Annotated in this window: 19 protein-coding genes; 4 read left to right on the plus strand and 15 right to left on the minus strand. The window is 35.2% G+C overall.

Annotated features, from left to right (window positions below; translation table 11 throughout):
• The first annotated feature begins 51 nt into the window (after positions 1-51).
• Positions 52-906 (plus strand): acetyl-CoA carboxylase, carboxyltransferase subunit beta, encoded by an 855-nt coding sequence (gene accD / locus FNW21_RS03635; RefSeq protein WP_144255369.1) that lies wholly within the window; start codon positions 52-54, stop codon positions 904-906.
• A 492-nt stretch (positions 907-1,398) separates the two neighbouring features.
• Positions 1,399-1,917, plus strand: a complete 519-nt coding sequence (locus FNW21_RS03640; RefSeq protein WP_144255370.1) for a gamma carbonic anhydrase family protein — start codon at positions 1,399-1,401, stop codon at positions 1,915-1,917.
• Between the two features lie 115 nt (positions 1,918-2,032).
• Here FNW21_RS03640 and FNW21_RS03645 read toward each other — a convergent pair whose 3' ends face one another.
• From FNW21_RS03645 to FNW21_RS03665, 5 genes are read right to left on the minus strand one after another with little or no spacing between them, the layout of a single operon-like run.
• Positions 2,033-2,746 carry a LytR/AlgR family response regulator transcription factor gene (locus FNW21_RS03645; RefSeq protein ID WP_144255371.1) on the minus strand — a complete coding sequence of 238 codons (714 nt, stop codon included), beginning with the start codon at positions 2,744-2,746 and terminating at the stop codon, positions 2,033-2,035.
• A 37-nt stretch (positions 2,747-2,783) separates the two neighbouring features.
• Complete coding sequence (locus FNW21_RS03650) at positions 2,784-3,884, minus strand: sensor histidine kinase (RefSeq protein WP_144255372.1); 1,101 nt, start codon at positions 3,882-3,884, stop codon at positions 2,784-2,786.
• A gap of 1 nt (position 3,885) precedes the next feature.
• Entirely contained in the window at positions 3,886-4,245 is a 360-nt protein-coding gene (locus FNW21_RS03655; RefSeq protein WP_235889582.1) for a DUF4907 domain-containing protein, read from the minus strand.
• Complete coding sequence (locus FNW21_RS03660; RefSeq protein WP_144255374.1) at positions 4,235-5,227, minus strand: Kelch repeat-containing protein; 993 nt, start codon at positions 5,225-5,227, stop codon at positions 4,235-4,237. The genes FNW21_RS03655 and FNW21_RS03660 overlap by 11 nt, the downstream gene beginning before the upstream one ends.
• Positions 5,228-5,244: 17 nt before the next feature.
• Complete coding sequence (locus FNW21_RS03665; RefSeq protein WP_144255375.1) at positions 5,245-6,087, minus strand: hypothetical protein; 843 nt, start codon at positions 6,085-6,087, stop codon at positions 5,245-5,247.
• A 229-nt stretch (positions 6,088-6,316) separates the two neighbouring features.
• Here FNW21_RS03665 and FNW21_RS03670 point away from each other — a divergent pair, with 229 nt between their 5' ends.
• Both FNW21_RS03670 and FNW21_RS03675 read left to right on the plus strand, forming a co-directional pair.
• A complete protein-coding gene (locus tag FNW21_RS03670; RefSeq protein ID WP_144255376.1) occupies positions 6,317-7,642 on the plus strand; it encodes a DUF4270 family protein in 1,326 nt (441 codons plus the stop codon).
• A complete protein-coding gene (locus tag FNW21_RS03675) occupies positions 7,642-8,877 on the plus strand; it encodes a PorV/PorQ family protein (protein WP_144255377.1) in 1,236 nt (411 codons plus the stop codon). The genes FNW21_RS03670 and FNW21_RS03675 overlap by 1 nt, the downstream gene beginning before the upstream one ends.
• A gap of 2 nt (positions 8,878-8,879) precedes the next feature.
• Here FNW21_RS03675 and murI read toward each other — a convergent pair whose 3' ends face one another.
• From murI to FNW21_RS03725, 10 genes are all read right to left on the minus strand, one after another.
• Positions 8,880-9,659 carry a glutamate racemase gene (gene murI, locus FNW21_RS03680; RefSeq protein ID WP_144255378.1) on the minus strand — a complete coding sequence of 260 codons (780 nt, stop codon included), beginning with the start codon at positions 9,657-9,659 and terminating at the stop codon, positions 8,880-8,882.
• A gap of 97 nt (positions 9,660-9,756) precedes the next feature.
• Positions 9,757-10,032 carry a hypothetical protein gene (locus FNW21_RS03685; protein ID WP_394344684.1) on the minus strand — a complete coding sequence of 92 codons (276 nt, stop codon included), beginning with the start codon at positions 10,030-10,032 and terminating at the stop codon, positions 9,757-9,759.
• A 10-nt stretch (positions 10,033-10,042) separates the two neighbouring features.
• A complete protein-coding gene (locus FNW21_RS03690) occupies positions 10,043-10,588 on the minus strand; it encodes a DUF420 domain-containing protein (RefSeq protein WP_144255379.1) in 546 nt (181 codons plus the stop codon).
• 2 nt (positions 10,589-10,590) lie between these two features.
• Positions 10,591-11,277 carry an SCO family protein gene (locus FNW21_RS03695; protein ID WP_144255427.1) on the minus strand — a complete coding sequence of 229 codons (687 nt, stop codon included), beginning with the start codon at positions 11,275-11,277 and terminating at the stop codon, positions 10,591-10,593.
• A 10-nt stretch (positions 11,278-11,287) separates the two neighbouring features.
• Positions 11,288-11,929: a hypothetical protein gene (locus FNW21_RS03700; RefSeq protein ID WP_144255380.1), complete on the minus strand. Its 642-nt coding sequence runs from the start codon at positions 11,927-11,929 to the stop codon at positions 11,288-11,290.
• A 76-nt stretch (positions 11,930-12,005) separates the two neighbouring features.
• Complete coding sequence (locus tag FNW21_RS03705) at positions 12,006-12,356, minus strand: cytochrome C oxidase subunit IV family protein (protein ID WP_144255381.1); 351 nt, start codon at positions 12,354-12,356, stop codon at positions 12,006-12,008.
• Positions 12,357-12,374: 18 nt separating this feature from the next.
• Entirely contained in the window at positions 12,375-13,352 is a 978-nt protein-coding gene (locus tag FNW21_RS03710) for a cytochrome c oxidase subunit 3 (protein WP_144255382.1), read from the minus strand.
• Positions 13,353-13,394: 42 nt separating this feature from the next.
• The gene (locus FNW21_RS03715; protein WP_144255383.1) at positions 13,395-13,982 is read right to left on the minus strand and encodes a cytochrome c oxidase subunit 3; all 588 of its coding nucleotides are present in this window, start codon (positions 13,980-13,982) and stop codon (positions 13,395-13,397) included.
• A 2-nt stretch (positions 13,983-13,984) separates the two neighbouring features.
• Positions 13,985-14,887, minus strand: coding sequence for a heme o synthase (gene cyoE, locus FNW21_RS03720; RefSeq protein WP_144255384.1), 903 nt, complete (start codon positions 14,885-14,887; stop codon positions 13,985-13,987).
• Between the two features lie 217 nt (positions 14,888-15,104).
• A complete protein-coding gene (locus tag FNW21_RS03725; protein ID WP_144255385.1) occupies positions 15,105-17,225 on the minus strand; it encodes an energy transducer TonB in 2,121 nt (706 codons plus the stop codon).
• Positions 17,226-17,441: the final 216 nt, after the last annotated feature.

A 17,441-nucleotide genomic window follows, 5' to 3' on the forward strand; every position in this document is an offset into this window, starting at 1 on the left:
TGGTGTTCATAATTTATAATTCATAATTCATAATTCATAATTAAAATAATCATGGCTTGGTTTAAAAGAAAAGAAAAAGGAATCACAACAGCTACCGAGGACAAAATGGATGTTCCAAAAGGGCTTTGGTACAAATCCCCTACTGGTAAAATCATTGATGCTGACGAACTAGCGCGTAATTTATACGTAAGTCCCGAAGATGATTTTCATGTTAGAATAGGGAGTGATGTCTATTTCGAAATTTTATTCGACAACAATGAATTTGTTGAATTGGATAAAAACATGACCTCCAAAGATACCTTGCATTTTGTAGATACCAAGAAATATGCCGACCGTTTGAAAGACGTGATGGAAAAAACCAAACTCAAAGATGCGGTTCGCACCGGAGTTGGAAAATCAAAAGGCAAAGAAGTAGTTATTTGTTGTATGGATTTTGCCTTTATTGGCGGTTCTATGGGTGGCGTTGTTGGCGAAAAAATAGTACGTGGTATTGATCACGCTATCAAAAACCAATTGCCCTTTATCATGATTTCAAAATCAGGTGGAGCGCGTATGATGGAAGCAGCTTATTCCTTGATGCAACTGGCCAAAACATCTGTAAAACTAGCACAACTAGCCGAAGCTAAATTGCCATACATTTCCTTATGTACCGATCCCACAACGGGCGGAACAACGGCTTCCTATGCCATGCTAGGCGACATTAACATCTCGGAACCCGGCGCATTAATAGGTTTTGCTGGACCAAGAGTCGTGCGAGACACCACAGGAAAAGATCTACCCGAAGGGTTTCAAACCGCAGAATTCCTCTTGGAACACGGCTTTTTGGACTTTATAACCCCTCGAAAAGAATTGAAAGACAAGATCAACTTGTACATCGATTTGATTCAAAATAACAATATTAGATAAACAAAAATCCCGAGCCATCGGGATTTTTTTTGGTTTTGTGTTTTCTGTAAGAGCAAAAGAGGAATACGCTCTTGCAGGATAATCTAAATAAAAAAATGCAAAATCACCTGATAATCCGCAAGTAAGTTCCGAGAAAAATATACTTGTTTGAATGATGAGTTAGCCGTAATTGTGTTAAATTTGTTTTAATTGCTCTCGTAAGTAGGCACGGATTGCAAATCATAAGTGTTCGAAACATGATATGCATATTTATTTTGAACATTATTTTTACTCAAATTGAGCTTTTTTCATCAGAAAAACAAAACCTTTTAGCCGATTTAATTAGGTGTAAAATTTTAAAGACAAGGTTTCGAACACTTATGATTGCAAATCTGCGGTATCCTACACGAGAGGTTTAGTGAATATCCGAGCGATCGGGTTAATGTATTCCCTCCACCTTCTCAAAATATTTCTTATTTTTGAACACCAATACAATTCTAAACAATACTACTCATGCTACTAAAATCCGTAAACGGTAAATCTCCCGTAATTCCTGATGATTGTTATGTTGCCGAAAACGCTACTATTGTGGGCGATGTGCGTTTTGGATCCTCTTGTAGTGTGTGGTTTAATGCAGTACTGCGGGGCGATGTGAATTTTATAAAAATTGGGAATAAAGTCAACATTCAAGATGGTGCTGTGGTGCACTGTACGTATCAAAAACATCCTACCATTATAGGCAATAATGTTTCAATAGGACACAATGCCATTGTGCATGGTTGTACTATTCATGACAATGTTTTGATTGGAATGGGCGCTATCATAATGGATAATTGTGTGGTCGAAAGCAACTCGATTGTTGCTGCAGGTGCTGTTGTTACGCAAAACACTGTTATTGCTACGGGATCCATATATGCAGGCGTTCCTGCCAAGAAAGTGAAGGATATTGACCAATCTAATTTTGCTGGCGAAATAGAACGAATTGCTACTAATTATGTGATGTATTCGAGCTGGTTCAAGGACGAAGAATAAGTTATACCACTACTGCTTAAGTAGCTTGTAGCCATTAGCTTTAAAGTCAATGTTTTAAACTTTAAAAATATATTGTTAAATTATTTCAAGTACTTATAAAATAGTGTTGGTGTTATTACAAGTTAATCTTTTCGAAAAAAGCATTTTTATAGCTTTCGCTAATAGGAATGCGTTTATCGGCAATAATGACTTTGTTTTTTTGGATGGATTTCACGTGCTTGATATTGATGATATACGAACGGTGAATGCGAGCAAAACCTTTGGCCGAAAGTTGGTTTTCGAGTTTGATTAAACTAATTAAGGTTAAGGTATATTTAGTATCCGTAGTATAAATTTTTACGTAATCCTTTAAGCCTTCGATGAATAATATATCCGAAAAATTCAGTTTTACATTTTCATATTCTGCCCTTACAAACATAAAATCTTGTTCAATTTCTGGGGCTTGCAGTGCTACTGGAATTGGCGCAAGCGGTTGCGGATTAAAAAGTTGTTGGGCTCTGGAAACCGATTTCAAAAACCGATGAAACGGAATGGGTTTTACTAAATAATCCACCGCACCCAGATTAAATCCTTCGACAGCATAATTAGAATAGGCCGTTGTAAAAATGATTAGTGGTTTTTTCTCGATGGCATTTATAAAATCAATTCCTGAAAAATGTGGCATTTCGATATCCAAAAAAATCAAATCCACCGTTGTCATATTGAGTGTCGAGAGCGCATCGATAGCATTTGTAAATGTGTTCACGAGTTCTAACGAATCTACTTTACTAACAAATTCCTTAAGCAAATCGACCGCTAATGGTTCGTCATCTATAATTACACATTTCATTTTTTATCAATTTTTAGCCTTCCCGATAGCCTGTGGCTTACATAGAAGTCTGGATTTTATCTAATTTTAAATTCAAATGGACACTATATTTAGCATCCGACTCGGTAATGGTCAGTTGATGCGCATTTGGATACAACAAATTTAAACGATTTTCGATATTAGACAATCCAATTCCTGAATTATCGGGATCTCGTACGTACTCTTCGACTTTATTTTCTACAAAAAAATCCAAAACCGTTCCTACAATGGTAATTTTAATTTTTACATAAGCGGCTCCTTTGTAATCCGTGCCATATTTGAAAGCATTTTCTATAAAGGAGATTAAAAGCAGCGGCTCAATGAACTTATTCTTGGTATCGCCATGAATATTGATGGTGATATTCTCGATATTATTCAATCGTAATTTTTGTAATTCGATATAATTTTGAATGTAGTTGATTTCTTTTTCTAGGAATACAAATTTGTTATCCGTTTCATACAGCATATAGCGCATGAGTTCCGATAGCGTTACGATGGCATCCGGAACTAAATCGGATTTTTTGTGTGCCAAAGAATAAATACTATTGAGTGAGTTAAACAAAAAATGCGGGTTGGTTTGCTTTCTCAAATAAATCAACTCGGCGGCTTGGCGTTGTGCCTCGGCAATTAATTCATTTTGCTGGTTGTTGTAATACTCGGATAAGGTTTTGATAATGGTGCTAATGGCAACCACCAGAATATAAAAAAAAGAAGGGATAATTTTGAAAGCAAAAGGCTGTTTTCTATGAAAAAAACGGTCATTGAAAACCGCTTTCCCAGCTCCATTCATCATTTTGTGTTGTCCAAACTCTTTGGGAATTACCATTTGGAATTCCGGTATAAAATACAAAATTCGAAGGGTCATAAAAACCGTTATAAGCCCCAGAATGCAGGCTAAATAATGCCAGTATTTTTTTTCTAAAAGAAATAAAGGAATGAAATAGAAATAGTTAAGATAAAACAAAACGATTCCCGAAATCCATTGGGCATAAAAATCGCTATTGATTCTAAAAGGGCCTTCGTAAAACTGAATTAAAGAGGCAACTATAAAAAAACACCAAATAATACTATGAAACAGTATGGTATTCGAATCATTCTTTTTTAGTGTATTTAAATTCATTTTAGGTTTTTATAGCTAATACAATTAATTCATTTCTGGTTACAGTTGGCGACAAATCGGCTTTTAATTTTTGTAAAACAAGATTCCCAACTTTAAGGGCTTCTTCCTCGGTATAAAAACTTTTATTTTCACTAATTACAGGAATTACGGTTTGCTTGATAATGATTTTGCCGTTATTAGTAATCACATATCCCCAGCCTGTGGGCGTTTTTAAGGAAACTAGGTTTAAATTTTGTTTATTATGACAAGCAATGAAGAACATTAAACTGCCTAAAAGTAGTACTTTTTCTTTTGAAATTCCAAAAGAAAAATTCTTCTGGATTGTCGCCCAGAAGAATTTAGTGGTGGTATTAGTTATCATCGTCATTTTGCTCTTCTAAAGGTTTGAATTCCCAGGAGTCATCAAAATAAGCACTTCCTGATTTCCCAAGCATCAAAAATCCTCTTTGATTGATTGAAAATCCTGTTGCATCGGTGCGTGCTGATCCTTCAAGAGCTGTTTTTTCTTTCCAAATATCGGTTGTTGGATTGTATTCCCAAATAGTTTTGGTAGTTTCACCACAAACTACATACCCCAGACCGTTTATAGAGAAACTATTTGCATTCGAGCGGGCAATTAAATAATCGTCATGATCATCTTCATCGTCATCAAGGTCTCTTTTCTTTGTCCAAACTTCGGTAGCAGGATCAAAAACCCAAAAATCTACTTGGTAACTTCCGCTATTTATCCCAGTACCTAAATAGGCTTTATCGTCAATTACAAATACGGTTGCGTTGCGGCGTTTATTGCCGCTAAATCCATTTACTAGCGTCCAAGCATTAGTGGTTTGATTGTATTGGTAAAAATCTTTTAGATAATTGCCATCATAACCGGTTCCAAAATACGCTTTTCCACCTACTTGAAATCCTACAGCGCCATAGCGTGCGGTTCCTGCAAAATCAGTTTTTTGTGACCAACTGTTGCTTGTAGGATTGTATTCATAAAAATCTTTTAATTTATTGGTTCCGTCATAACCCAAACCTACATATCCTTTTTCGCCTAAAGCAAATCCCGAAGCTGAACTTCTGGCAGCCCCAATAAAATCAGCTTTTTGTTCCCAATAATCGCCTGTTGAGCTGTACGCCCAAAGGTCTTTCATGTATTCATCACCTGTATATCCAGTGGTTACATAGGCATAGGTTCCAATGACAAAACTGGTTGCACTGGATCTTGCTGGGCCATCAAAGGATGATTTTTTTACCCAGTTGCCAACCAAATCATCTGTACTATCATTGCTGCAGCCAACAAAAATTAAACTCATAAAGAGTGAAGTTACTAGTATTCCTTTTTTTAAACGATTCATGTTATTTAGCGTATTAATTAATGTTTGTATTGTAAGCCAACCGAAAAAGTAGGCCCGTTATTTAAATTATAATCCAAGACTGTGGTATTTGTATTTGTTGTTTTTTGGTATTCTTTATTAAAAACATACCCAGTTTTTAAACTGATGTACCAATTTTTATCCATGTTTCTTTGGAATTCCAAAGCGGTTGTCATTTGCGAAAAGCGAACTCTGTCCGCAGTATTATTTTCGTCAAGATTAGTTGTGTGATCCAATTTGTAATAGGTTCCCGCAAAATTGTTAGAGAGACTAAAACTGTTTCTAGTAGTATTAGCATAGACAATCCTTGAATTAGGAAACCCAATTTCGGCAAAAGTCTGCTTGTTTATTTGTTGAAAAAGAGACACATAAGGCAATATTTCTGATTGACCAAAAACAGTGCTTCGCATGACGCCAAGGTTTATTTTGGTAGTATTCACATTATACTCCAAGGAAAACTGTCCCAAAAAATTGAAACTGGAAAACGTTCCCGTGTTTTGAAAATTCAATGTTGGATGCAGCGTCAAGTTCCATTGAATAGCTTTATTTATTGGTCTAGAAAATGTAAAAACATTTTCGATACTGATAAAATGATTGTTAGAATTGTGTAAATCATAGGATTCCAATTGATAATTTATACTGGTATTGGTATACGAAAGCACATTTTTTAGGGTACTAAAATGACTATTTTTCTCATAACTAAAACCTATTTTAGTTTCATTGACCGTTGTGTTTTTAGTAGGTTCTGTTTTTATATTCAAATCTACAGCGTATCCGTTTTGAGCTTTTGCGGTATGAAATGCCATGGCTAACAATAGGATTATAAAAGTCTTTATTCTCATTATTTATTTATTGGTTCAAAAGTAGTTGGGTTATCTATCATAAAAAAAGAAGATATATGAATGCCCCCTTTTCATAGACAAATGGGCGTATTAAAAAGCCGAATGGTTTTTTGAAATCAGAATCGGGGCTGTAGCAACAAAAAGCCTTTTTATAGACAAAAAAAAGCCTTTGGTATATGTTGTAATGCTGTCTCAAAGGATGTCTTTTATATTTGCGAAAAAAATAATTATGTTTAAAGGAGTCGTAGTATTGTTTTTTGGAATGCTCATTTGTTCCTGTAATTCGGATGGAGATGCAGGAGAATTTGTTGTTGGTTCGGATTATTTATCGGTGACCAACAAAGTGCTTTTGATCGATACAATGGCTGTAGATATGGCCACCATTAACTTTGATTCGCTAGTTACCTCCAGTCAAAATAGGATTTTGATAGGGAATTATGACGATCCTATTTTTGGAAAAGTAAAATCCGAAAGTTACTTTCAATTAACCCCTACGAGTTATCGCCTCTATAATGACAACTCGGATACGGATGCGCCCAATTATGTTTTTGATTCTATAAAAATGGTTTTGAAACAAAGTCACTATTATTATGGCGATACCACCAAGGTACAAACATTTAGTATTCATCAATTGACCCAAAAAGTCAAACCAAGCGGTGAAAACAATACTAGTTTTTTTAATAATTCAACCTTGACATACAATCCTGAAGTTTTAGGGAGCGTATCGTTTAAGCCCAGACCCAATGGCAAAGATTCGATTGCTGTGACGTTAAGTCCTGATTTTGGGGAGGCACTTTTTCAAAAATTAAAACAACATCAAATTGCAAATTATGATGAGTTTACGCAATACTTAAAAGGCTTTGTCATTAAATCAACATCGGCAAATTCTGCTAATGTGATTGGTTTTAATTTAACCAGTGCGCTCCGATTGTATTATTCCAAATACCAAGATGAATCCGATGTTTCGTTGATAAAAAACTTCACCATACTAGACGCTTCTAAACAGTTTAACAACATTACACTAGACAAAAAAGGGACTATTATTGAAAATTTACCCGTCTCGTCGAGCAAACTTTCAAGCACGCTCACGGGGAACAAAGCCTATATACAATCTGGGACTGGTATTGCCTGTAGAGTTGATTTTCCAAATATAAAACAGCTCAAATACATTGCTACCAAAGGGACAATTGTTGATGCAGAGTTAGTCATAAAACCTGTTAACAATTCCTATTCCGAAGCCTATCCATTAGTAGATTCGCTCAAAGTGTACGTTGCCGACAAACTCAATAGGATAAAAGGGACGCTGAACACTAGTACAGGAACTCCTATTTATGCGATTTTAAATAAACAAAGTGATGAGTTCAATGAGAACATTGGGTATAGTATTTCGGTTGGGGCATTTCTTCAAAGCGAAATGGTCAAACAAACCGATGCCAAGTATTCCCTGATTCTAACTTTGCCAAGTATCAACAAAGCCGTAGACCGAATTGTTTTGGGCGATCAAAAAAATGCAGACAACAAAATCAAATTAAAAATCTATTACATTACGTATTAATGAAGACTACACTATTATTTTTGAGCTTGTTTTTTTGCGTCATTTCGACTTCTTTTTCGCAAAGTATTTCGAGTTCTCCCTATTCGATATATGGATTAGGAACCTTGTACGACGCGGATTTGGGAACTATTCCTTCTATTGGTGGTTCTGGAATTGCGTTGCCTTCGACACAATTTATCAATAATTTGAATCCTGCGTCATTGGCCTTTATGTACCACAATCATTTCTTGTTTGATGTAGGCGGGAAATCCATATTTTCGACTTATCAAAATAGTGACAAAAAAGAAAGCCGCAACAACATCCAGTTTTCGCACATCGCTTTTGCATTTCCTATCACTTCAAAATCGGCCTTTAGTGCTACTTTGAAACCCTATTCGAGTACGGCTTACAAAATTTCAAATTTAACACTACCCATTTTAAACAGTGTCGAGAATTATAATTTAAGCGTTACTGGAACAGGCGGGTTGAATAATTTTGATTTATCCTATGGGTATTTAGTGAGTAAAAAACTAGCTCTTGGCCTTACTACCTCACTCCTTTTTGGGAATGCAACAGACAATCGCAGTTATACTATTGCCAATGCCGTTAGTTACATCAATAAAAAAACAAATTACAATGGTGTAAGAGCCACCTTGGGAGCACAATTTCAAGCCGATTCGACTTTGACAATAGGAATAATTGCCAAAACACCAACACGAATTAATGCTTCCAAAATACAAACCGTTGCCAGCACGAATAGCTCCTCAACAATTACTTTGGAATCTGATTTGGCTTCGAATGTGGATGATTTTTATATGCCTTTGGAGGCCGGAATAGGTTTTAGCAAAGCTTTCAAAAACAAATTGAATGTGACCTTGGATTATGAAAGAGGTTTTTGGCAAAGCACAAAACAATCTGATATTTACGGTAGCTTTGTAGATCGAGATAAAATTTCCCTGGGATTTACATACAAAAGACCCAAACTATTTGGTAGTTATTTCAACCGAATTCAATATGCAGCAGGATTGAATTACGATACCGGTTATTTAGAAGTCGACAGCCATAGGGTGATTAACAAATCCTTTTCGGTGGGGGTGTCGCTTCCTATAGACAATACTTTTTCGGCATTGAATATCTCATATTCCTATGGTCAAAAAGCCAAAATAAGCGATGGTCTCATCAAAGAGAATTACCATAAAATATCCATTAACTTGTGTTTAGATGGGATTTGGTTTGTCAAAAGAAAATTCGAATAAGACTAAAAATCTTTTGTAATAACAGGATACTTATTTTCTAAAATCTCCGAAAGTACTTTGGCATTGGCATTGGAATAAAAAATAGGAGAACTTTTGGTAACAGCTGTTGTGAGCCCTACTTTGTTTATCAAAACCTGAAGTGTTTGTTTGGCCACCGCTTCTCCAGAATCGATAATGTGAATGTGGTCGGGAAGTATTTTTTTTATTTGAGGAATTAAATAAGGGTAATGACTGCATCCTAAAACCAAATAATCAATATTGGCGGCAATCATTGGGGTGAGATACGAAAGTAACAATTGCGTCATTTCGGGAGAATTAATATTCCCGCTTTCTATCAATGGCACCAATCCGTGACCTACTTGCTCGATGATAGTGGTATCTTGAAACATTTCGAGCGTTTTATTAAAAAGTTCGCTGTTCAAAGTTCCCTGCGTAGCAAGAATGCCAATGGTTTGTGTTCTAGAATTGGTCGCAGCCGGTTTAATTGCAGGTTCAATACCTATAAAAGGAATGCTGTACTTGGCTCTTAATTCTCTAATTGCATTGGTCGTTGCGGTATTACAAGCAACAACTATGAGCTTGCACTGCTGTTGCAACAAGAAATCCGTATTTTTCATGCTTAAAGCAATGATTTCTTCTTTGGATTTTTGTCCATAAGGAGCGTTTTTGCTGTCGGCTAAATAAATCGTTTGTTCGTTAGGTAGTAACTGATGAATAGCACTCCAAATGGAAGTTCCTCCTATTCCTGAATCAAAAATTCCTATGGGTTTGTCGTTGCTCATAGCAACAAAGTTACGAGTTTTTATATTTTAAAATCAACTAAAAAAAAAAGGATTATCGTTTTAATATGAAATAATCCCCTCGTAAAACCAAGCTGAATTAATTTTTATTTTTTTTCATTCGATAAATATAATAACCCAATACTCCCACCAAAAGATAGGGGATGACCATTAAATAAACAATACCATCGTTTACAGCCGCTGCTTTGACTTGATTGTCTTTACCTGATAAAGCGGCACGACACATGGCACATTGCGCATTCGAAGAAAGGGTAAAGAACATAAAACATAAAATATAGAAAGCAATAAATGCTTTGTTAGCTTTCCATTTTTTACTTCTCACTTCCCACTCCCCTCTTTTTATTTCTAACTTCACTCTTCTCACTTTATTTGACATAATAAGGAGCAATCATAAAATATACAATTACGCCTGTAACGGCTACATACAACCAAATAGGAAATGTTATTTTGGCAATTTTTTTATGTTTGTCAAATTTCTCTGCCAATGCCCTAACGTACGTAATCAAAACCAAAGGAATAACGGCGATTGACAAAATGATATGGGTAATGAGTATAAAAAAGTACGTGCCCCTAATAATACCTTCTCCGCCAAATTTTGTAGAATCGGTTGTCATGTGATACGCCACATACATGACCAAGAAACCAACCGAAAGTACTATTGCAGTAGTCATTAATTGTTCGTGGCGTTTTCGATTTCCACTTTTTATTGCTAATACTGCAGCAATAAGAACCAAAGCGGTAATCCCGTTTATAGTAGCATATATTGGCGGCAAAAAATGCAAAGGGGTTACTGGAATACCAAAATCTTTAAGTTTAATACTAAAAAGTAGCGCAACAACAACCGGAATCAGTATTGAAATAGCTATTATAGGTTTACTGAATTTTTGTTCGAGTGAATTAGTTTGTTCCATTTTTATTCTTTTAATAGGATTTTAATATCTTGCTGAATGTCTCTTACACCTTTTTTATACAAACCATCATAATACAAAATTGGGTTTCCAAAATCGTCTTTTCGACAGCGAATAAATCCTTTTTTATCAATCAAAGCAAAGAGTCCAGAATGTTCAAAACCACCACTTACTTTCTTATTCTCGGCAGCATACAAATTGAATCCTTTATTGGCTAAATCCATAATAACCGCTGTATCGCCCGTCAAAAAATTCCAACTTGTAGATTTTACACCCAATAACTTGGCATGATCTTTCAAAACTTTTGGGGTGTCGTGTGCAGGATCGATTGAAATAGAAACAATTCCAAAGTTCGGATTCCCAAAAAAAGCATTCTCGATAGACAACATGCTGATATTCATTTTTGGACAAATTGAAGGGCAGGTTGTAAAAAAGAATTCTAACACATAGACTTTGCCAGCATAGGAAGCATTGTTTATTTTGATATTATCTTGATTCGTCAATTCAAATTTAGGTGCTTGACCAATTTTGACTAAATTCTTGTCTTCGCTAGTTTGCGCTGCTACTTTATCCAGACTACTGCCATTAACTACTTCGTTGTTTTGAATTCTATCAATGATTTTTGGAACGGCATAGATTCCAAAAATTAAAACAATAAACGAGATTCCGATATAGGATTTATTTTTAAACATACTCAAAAAATTAAAGTTCTTTGGTGGCATTATGATTTTTTTTAAGTGCAGCACGGTATTCATACAAAATCACTTTAAAATCATCTAACATTTCGTTACTCAATTCCGATGGGTGAAAGGTATCATACCCTTCTTTGTATCCTTTCTTTGCTTTTCGTCCTCGAAGATTTCTTTCTTTGTCAACAATATATACATCCGAAGTTCCTGCATATTGGTCTAATTTCCCCTTGAGTTGCAACTGGCTATAATAGGCATTAATTTGGTCTGGGGTTGCAAATACAAAATACCATTTAGAAACATCCGTAAATTGCGTAAAAGCATCTATAATCGCTTTAGCATCATTCTCGGTACCAATGGGGCAAATTACTACAAACTGTAAATCTTTAAAGTCGTGGTATTGTTGGTAAATTTTTTGATTCAAATTAAAAAAATTTCCTCTATTTTTTAAAAGATTCGAACCAGAAAACCCCAAAATAGTGATTTTATTATTCAAACTTACTTTTTCGTTTTTCAAGGATTTCCAATTTCCTAAATCAGCAACTTTATGAGTAATAATGGGCAACTTGGTAAAACTATTGATTCCTGATGCGAAAAAAAGATAGGCAACAATGGGCAATATAAATAGAATAAAAAGAACGATATTTTTTTTCATCGGAGTGGCGATATTTAGGGTACAAAAATAAAAAAAGCTCCGATATATCGGAGCTCTTTTTTGAATTAATATTTAGTTAAAAATTCCATTTAATAGTAGAATTTTTAAAAACCCCAAAAATATAATGCCCTTCGGTCAAAAGAATGAAAAGCAAATACAATACTAAAAATATAACTGGTGCAACAACAGCAGAACGTAAAGTAGATTTTTCACCTTCCATGTGCATAAAAGCCCAAACTATATAATACGCTTTATAGATAGTAAGCGAATAAAATATCCAGTTCAGCAAATTCATCCCTAGAAAATAGTTCATGTGCAAAAATTCTGGTTTGATAATTCCAAGAAAAACTTCAACTGTAGTTACAGCTGATAACAATCCAAAAACAAACCAAATTCTTTTAGTATTAGAAACGTGTTCGTGTGACATAATAATAACTTTAAAAAATTAAACTAGATAGAAAACTGTAAATACGAAAACCCAAACTAAATCTACAAAGTGCCAATACAATCCCACTTTTTCGACCATTTCATAACTTTTTCTTTTTTCGTAAGTACCCATTAAAACATTAAAAAAGATAATGATATTGATGATAATTCCAGAAAAAACGTGGAATCCGTGGAATCCAGTTATGAAGAAAAAGAAATCAGCAAACAATTTACTTCCATATTCATTGTGAGTTAAGTTAGCACCTTCTACTACTAAACTAGCTTGGGTCAATCTCAATTCCGATTCAGCTCTAGAAAGGACAGTTTTTTTCTTTTCGGCAGTGATTACTTCTGTACGAATTAAAAGATCTGGATGTGATTTGAATCCCGCTTGTACTTCGGCTACAGAGTAACTTGGCAAAGTAGGTTCATCCATAAACCATCTCCCTTTATTTCTAGTTAATTGCTCTCTTTCTTCTGGCAAAGTAGCTGCAAAATCAGCAAGTGCAACACGTTTACCATCTTTGTCTACAAATTGCAGTAAGCTACCACCTTTGGTTTCGATAGCACCGTACTCTCCTTTGATGAAGTTTTTCCACTCCCAAGCTTGAGAACCTACGAATATCATTCCTCCAATAATGGTTAGGAACATATAAATAGCGACTTTGTCTTTTTTCATTTGATGTCCAGCATCAACAGCCAAAACCATTGTCACCGATGAAAAAATCAAAATAAAAGTCATTAATGCCACATAATACATAGGCGCCGAAACCCCGTGCATGAACGGAAAGTGAGTAAATACCTCCTCGGCTAATGGCCATGTTTCAATAAATTTAAATCTAGAAAAACCATACGCGGCTAGAAATCCAGAGAATGTTAAAGCATCTGATACGATAAAAAACCACATCATCATTTTACCATAACTTGCTCCCATTGGCTCATTTCCGCCTCCCCAAGTTTTTGTTTCGTTATTTGCAGTAGTAACTGTCGCTCCCATAAAAGTTATTCGTTAAAAAGTTCCCAAATTTACATTTTTTTCTTATTTAAAGAAATATAAAAATAAAAATAAATAAACCCACAGAAAATCAAGAAAGTGCCAATACATTGCACCTAGTTCAATTCCAAGAGTTTGAGTTGAATTGTATTTGTGTTTAAAATGATTATAAATAATAATTAAAAGAGAAATCAATCCCCCAGCAAGGTGCAATAAGTGAACTACGGTCACAATGTACAAAAATGTTGTGGTAATAGAGCTTGATGCACCAGTAAAATAATACCCATTTGCTACTATTTGTCCAAACCCAACAAACTGTAAAATAACGAATAAAATCCCAAGTACTAAAGTAGCTAAAAGAAATTGAGTTGTCGCATTTTGATGGTTCTTTTGAATGGCTTTTTTAGCCAAATGAAAAGTGACGCTACAGCCTATGATAGCAAGTGTACTATAATAAAAAGCGGTTGGTAATTGAAAATCTTTCAACCAATCGACTCTTGATTTACTCACTACAAATGCACTTGTAAGTCCGGCAAACATCATAGTCATGCTGACCATTGCGAACAACAAAATCAATTTGTAAGACCGAGCCGTTCTTAATTTATTCTCTTCGGCGTTCATTGTTATTTCCATAATTATCTTAAAAATTTATCTACTATATAAACCAATTGCAATAACGTAATGTACGAAACGCTCACTAACATCAATGTTCTGGCGGCTTTTGCACTTCGTATTTGATACAACTTTACAGCATAAAGCAACATCCAAAGCCCCAATAAAAAAACCAAAACTGCCGCAACAGGTGATAAAAACAAGCGTCCTGTAAACCCAAACATAGGCAAAAGCGACGCAATGATAAGCCAAACGGTATATAAAATAATTTGCAAGGCGGTTCCTTTGTCTTTTTGACCCGTTGGAAGCATAAAAAAACCAGCTTTTTCATAATCTTCAAATAAGAACCAACCAATGGCCCAAAAATGAGGAAATTGCCAAAAAAACTGTATTAAAAACAACGTTCCTGCTTCGATACCAAAATTTCCCGTTGCCGCAACCCATCCTAACATAAACGGAATAGCACCGGGAAATGCACCCACAAAAACAGATAACGAGGTCATCGTTTTTAGTGGCGTGTAAACACTCGTATATAAAAATATAGAAATCGCACCAAACATAGCCGTTTTAGGATTGATGGTGTACAACAAAACGATTCCTATTATGGTAAGAACACTCGCAATAAGTAATGCTGTAGTGACGCTCATTCGTCCCGCAGGTACAGGACGGTTTTTGGTTCTATCCATCAAAGCGTCCAAATCTTTTTCGATAACTTGATTGAAAGCATTGGATGCGCCCACCATGCAATAGCCGCCAATAGCCAATTTAAACAAAACCATCCATTGAAAAGAATGCCAGTCGACAACGCCAAGCATAAATCCCGCCAAAGACGAAAAAACAACACTTATGGCTAAACCAGCCTTGGTAATTGCTTTAAAGTCGCCATAAAGTGACTGAAACGAAATAGTATTGGTCGATGTATTCAAGCTACTCTTTAAATTTGTTTTCTAAAACTTGTGCAAAAGTAGCGTATCAAAAGGGATTTGACAAAAAACAAGTCATAAAAAAACAAGAACGTTTTAAACCAATTCAAGGTTTATTAGATCTTCTAAATAAAAAAGTAAAGCGATGATTGAATTTGAGTTTGAGTTTGATTTGGATTATTTTTATAATAAATCAAGAAATTATGATTAAAATTTATTCTTAATAATCAAAATACCAATTAAACACATCGGAGCGAATTCCTATAGAAAACCAAGTCGTGCTTTCTTTGAAAGTGGTAGCAGTGTTTTGATTTGGATCAAAATTTCTAAAAATAAAACTTCCAAAAAGTTTCAAATTAGTCGATGGATTAACCAAATATCCCCCTTGAAGATCAGCTATAAAAACAGCCGTTTTGTTCCCCTGTCCTACTTTTACTCCCGTATCGTAGGGTCTATTTAAATCATAATCTTTATAAATATTACCTCCATAATTATAAGTATTGTCAAGCGTATCAAAATCCAAACCACGTGTGCCAATGGTAATTTTACCATCCGCATAATACCTGCCTTTGTGGTATCGGGCGATGGCGATCAACTCCTTGAAATTCCCACCCCATTGATGACCAATGCTTTGATTATTGTGCGCATAATTGGTAATGGGATCACTGTGCGAATACACATACGGACGAACGTGATTGTATTCTAGCTGCAACAATAGATTTTCGACGTGAAACGCATTGTAATACTTGGCACCAACTTGGTATCCAAATTTATTTTTCCAACTATTATCCCCTTTTTTAACATCGCCAAGTGAAAATTCATCCAACAGAAATTGCCCGTATAAATTAACTTGATTGTTCCATTTGTATTTGGAAGAAAAACCCAAAAGCGCATTTCCGCTTCGTCCCGAAGAAGCAAATTCCACCGACCGATAAAATATAATTGGGTTTACAAAATTCACATCGAATCCTCTGTTATTCGTATCCGTCCAAACCACCGATTCGAAAAAACCAAGATTCAATTTATTAGAAACATTCCAACTCAAATAATGATTTGCCATGAATTTTGTGGCATACGTTCTGTCTACTGTAACTTCTGGACGAACATCTTTGAGCCACATATAGGTGTTGGTGTATTTAATTTTCCAAAAACTAGTATTGATTTTAAAATACGGATACGGACTCGCTCCATCACTTTCAAAAAGAGAACGGTACCCATCCCCAATAAAATTGCGTCCATAACCCAATTGCAAATCAAAAAATTTACTCGGTGCAAAAGTAATGTTGGCTTCGGCCAAAGGAAAATCGTAGGCATCGGTTTTAAAATCTTTGGCAATTCCCATTCCAGGAATGATTGCTGGATTGCCACCTGCGGGCTTGATTGACTGGGCGTAGCGGTTAAAATAATCCGCAAAACGACCTTGACTTTCGTAAATAGTTGTCGTAAAATTCAATTGGCTGCCTAAACCACCTCTAAAATTAAGTCCTCTCGTATTGACAAAAGTACTTTTTGCAACACTAGGACTTGATTTTCCTGCTTGCAAATCCAGAATAGGATTCAATGTAAACCAATAGCCTTCGCCTTGAATCTCGACTGTATTTTCGTTCCATAATTTCCTTGCCCACCATCCGGAAGCATTCTTTTTTAACTTCTCATTTTCGGCATTCAAATTGTAATATTTAGCAACTTCTGCATAAGTATAGGGCTTTGAGGCAGTATGATTGTTGCTTCCCACTTGATTTAACGAGGCGTCAAATTGGGCATAGTAACTGTGTGAAAAAGGAATGTTCAAGTGACTTTCAAATTCTGGGTTATTGTATTTTTTATAAACCATACTGTCCAATTCCGATAATTTTGGTGTTGCTACCGGAAGCAATACGGTTTTAGCAGCAGCTTCGGAAACCATTTGTTCCGAACTTTTTAAGGGAATGGCAATGGTCAATGTATATTTGGCATATACTGGTTTTCCGTTGTAGGTTGAAGGCTGTATTTTTGGAAATTTGCCAAAAACTCTTTTGGTTTCTTGCATTAACGTAGCATCAACAGCGTCTACATAAATCAATTTGAAAGTTCCTGTAGCATCCACTTCAAAGAGAACTTTTACTTCTCCTTTAAAATTATTTTGTTTTATATTTTCTGGAACTTGAAAGTTTTGGAACACAAAATCTTGCACTTCGGTATAAAAACATTTTTTCAAATCGATGGCTTGTACAGTATCGCATTTTGAAAAAACTGGAAACCGTTCTGGCGAAACTAAACCTCCATTTACGGCAGTTTGAGCATTAGAATAGAAAGAGAGAGATGCAACTATTAAAGTAAAAAAGCTTTTTGTGATATTCATTTTAATTATGTTTTTGGTATTGAATTCGGTTGATTGCTTCCTGTTTGATTTCATTTTAAAAACCTATTACCACATCCAATCAACATTTCAACTTGTGAAGTTATCAATGGCAAAAATACATTTTAAATTAACATAAGTTTAGTATAAAAGTGTCTTTTTGAGTTAAGCAACAACTTTTTTTGAACCGGTATATTTCATAAAAAAATCCCACCAAAG

The sequence above is a fragment of the Flavobacterium restrictum genome (assembly GCF_007097245.1).
GTDB lineage: Bacteria > Bacteroidota > Bacteroidia > Flavobacteriales > Flavobacteriaceae > Flavobacterium > Flavobacterium restrictum.

Coding starts and splice junctions, on each gene's coding strand:
- FNW21_RS03650 (WP_144255372.1), bottom strand. CDS start 3,884: ATGAATTTAAATACACTAAAAAAGAATGATTCGAATACCATACTGTTT.
- FNW21_RS03710 (WP_144255382.1), bottom strand. CDS start 13,352: ATGGGAGCGACAGTTACTACTGCAAATAACGAAACAAAAACTTGGGGA.
- FNW21_RS03705 (WP_144255381.1), bottom strand. CDS start 12,356: ATGTCACACGAACACGTTTCTAATACTAAAAGAATTTGGTTTGTTTTT.
- FNW21_RS03695 (WP_144255427.1), bottom strand. CDS start 11,277: ATGTTTAAAAATAAATCCTATATCGGAATCTCGTTTATTGTTTTAATT.
- FNW21_RS03660 (WP_144255374.1), bottom strand. CDS start 5,227: ATGAATCGTTTAAAAAAAGGAATACTAGTAACTTCACTCTTTATGAGT.
- FNW21_RS03655 (WP_235889582.1), bottom strand. CDS start 4,245: ATGATAACTAATACCACCACTAAATTCTTCTGGGCGACAATCCAGAAG.
- accD (WP_144255369.1), top strand. CDS start 52: ATGGCTTGGTTTAAAAGAAAAGAAAAAGGAATCACAACAGCTACCGAG.
- FNW21_RS03700 (WP_144255380.1), bottom strand. CDS start 11,929: ATGAAAAAAAATATCGTTCTTTTTATTCTATTTATATTGCCCATTGTT.
- FNW21_RS03725 (WP_144255385.1), bottom strand. CDS start 17,225: ATGAATATCACAAAAAGCTTTTTTACTTTAATAGTTGCATCTCTCTCT.
- FNW21_RS03675 (WP_144255377.1), top strand. CDS start 7,642: ATGAAGACTACACTATTATTTTTGAGCTTGTTTTTTTGCGTCATTTCG.
- murI (WP_144255378.1), bottom strand. CDS start 9,659: ATGAGCAACGACAAACCCATAGGAATTTTTGATTCAGGAATAGGAGGA.
- FNW21_RS03665 (WP_144255375.1), bottom strand. CDS start 6,087: ATGAGAATAAAGACTTTTATAATCCTATTGTTAGCCATGGCATTTCAT.
- FNW21_RS03715 (WP_144255383.1), bottom strand. CDS start 13,982: ATGGAAATAACAATGAACGCCGAAGAGAATAAATTAAGAACGGCTCGG.
- FNW21_RS03645 (WP_144255371.1), bottom strand. CDS start 2,746: ATGAAATGTGTAATTATAGATGACGAACCATTAGCGGTCGATTTGCTT.
- FNW21_RS03640 (WP_144255370.1), top strand. CDS start 1,399: ATGCTACTAAAATCCGTAAACGGTAAATCTCCCGTAATTCCTGATGAT.
- FNW21_RS03690 (WP_144255379.1), bottom strand. CDS start 10,588: ATGGAACAAACTAATTCACTCGAACAAAAATTCAGTAAACCTATAATA.
- FNW21_RS03670 (WP_144255376.1), top strand. CDS start 6,317: ATGTTTAAAGGAGTCGTAGTATTGTTTTTTGGAATGCTCATTTGTTCC.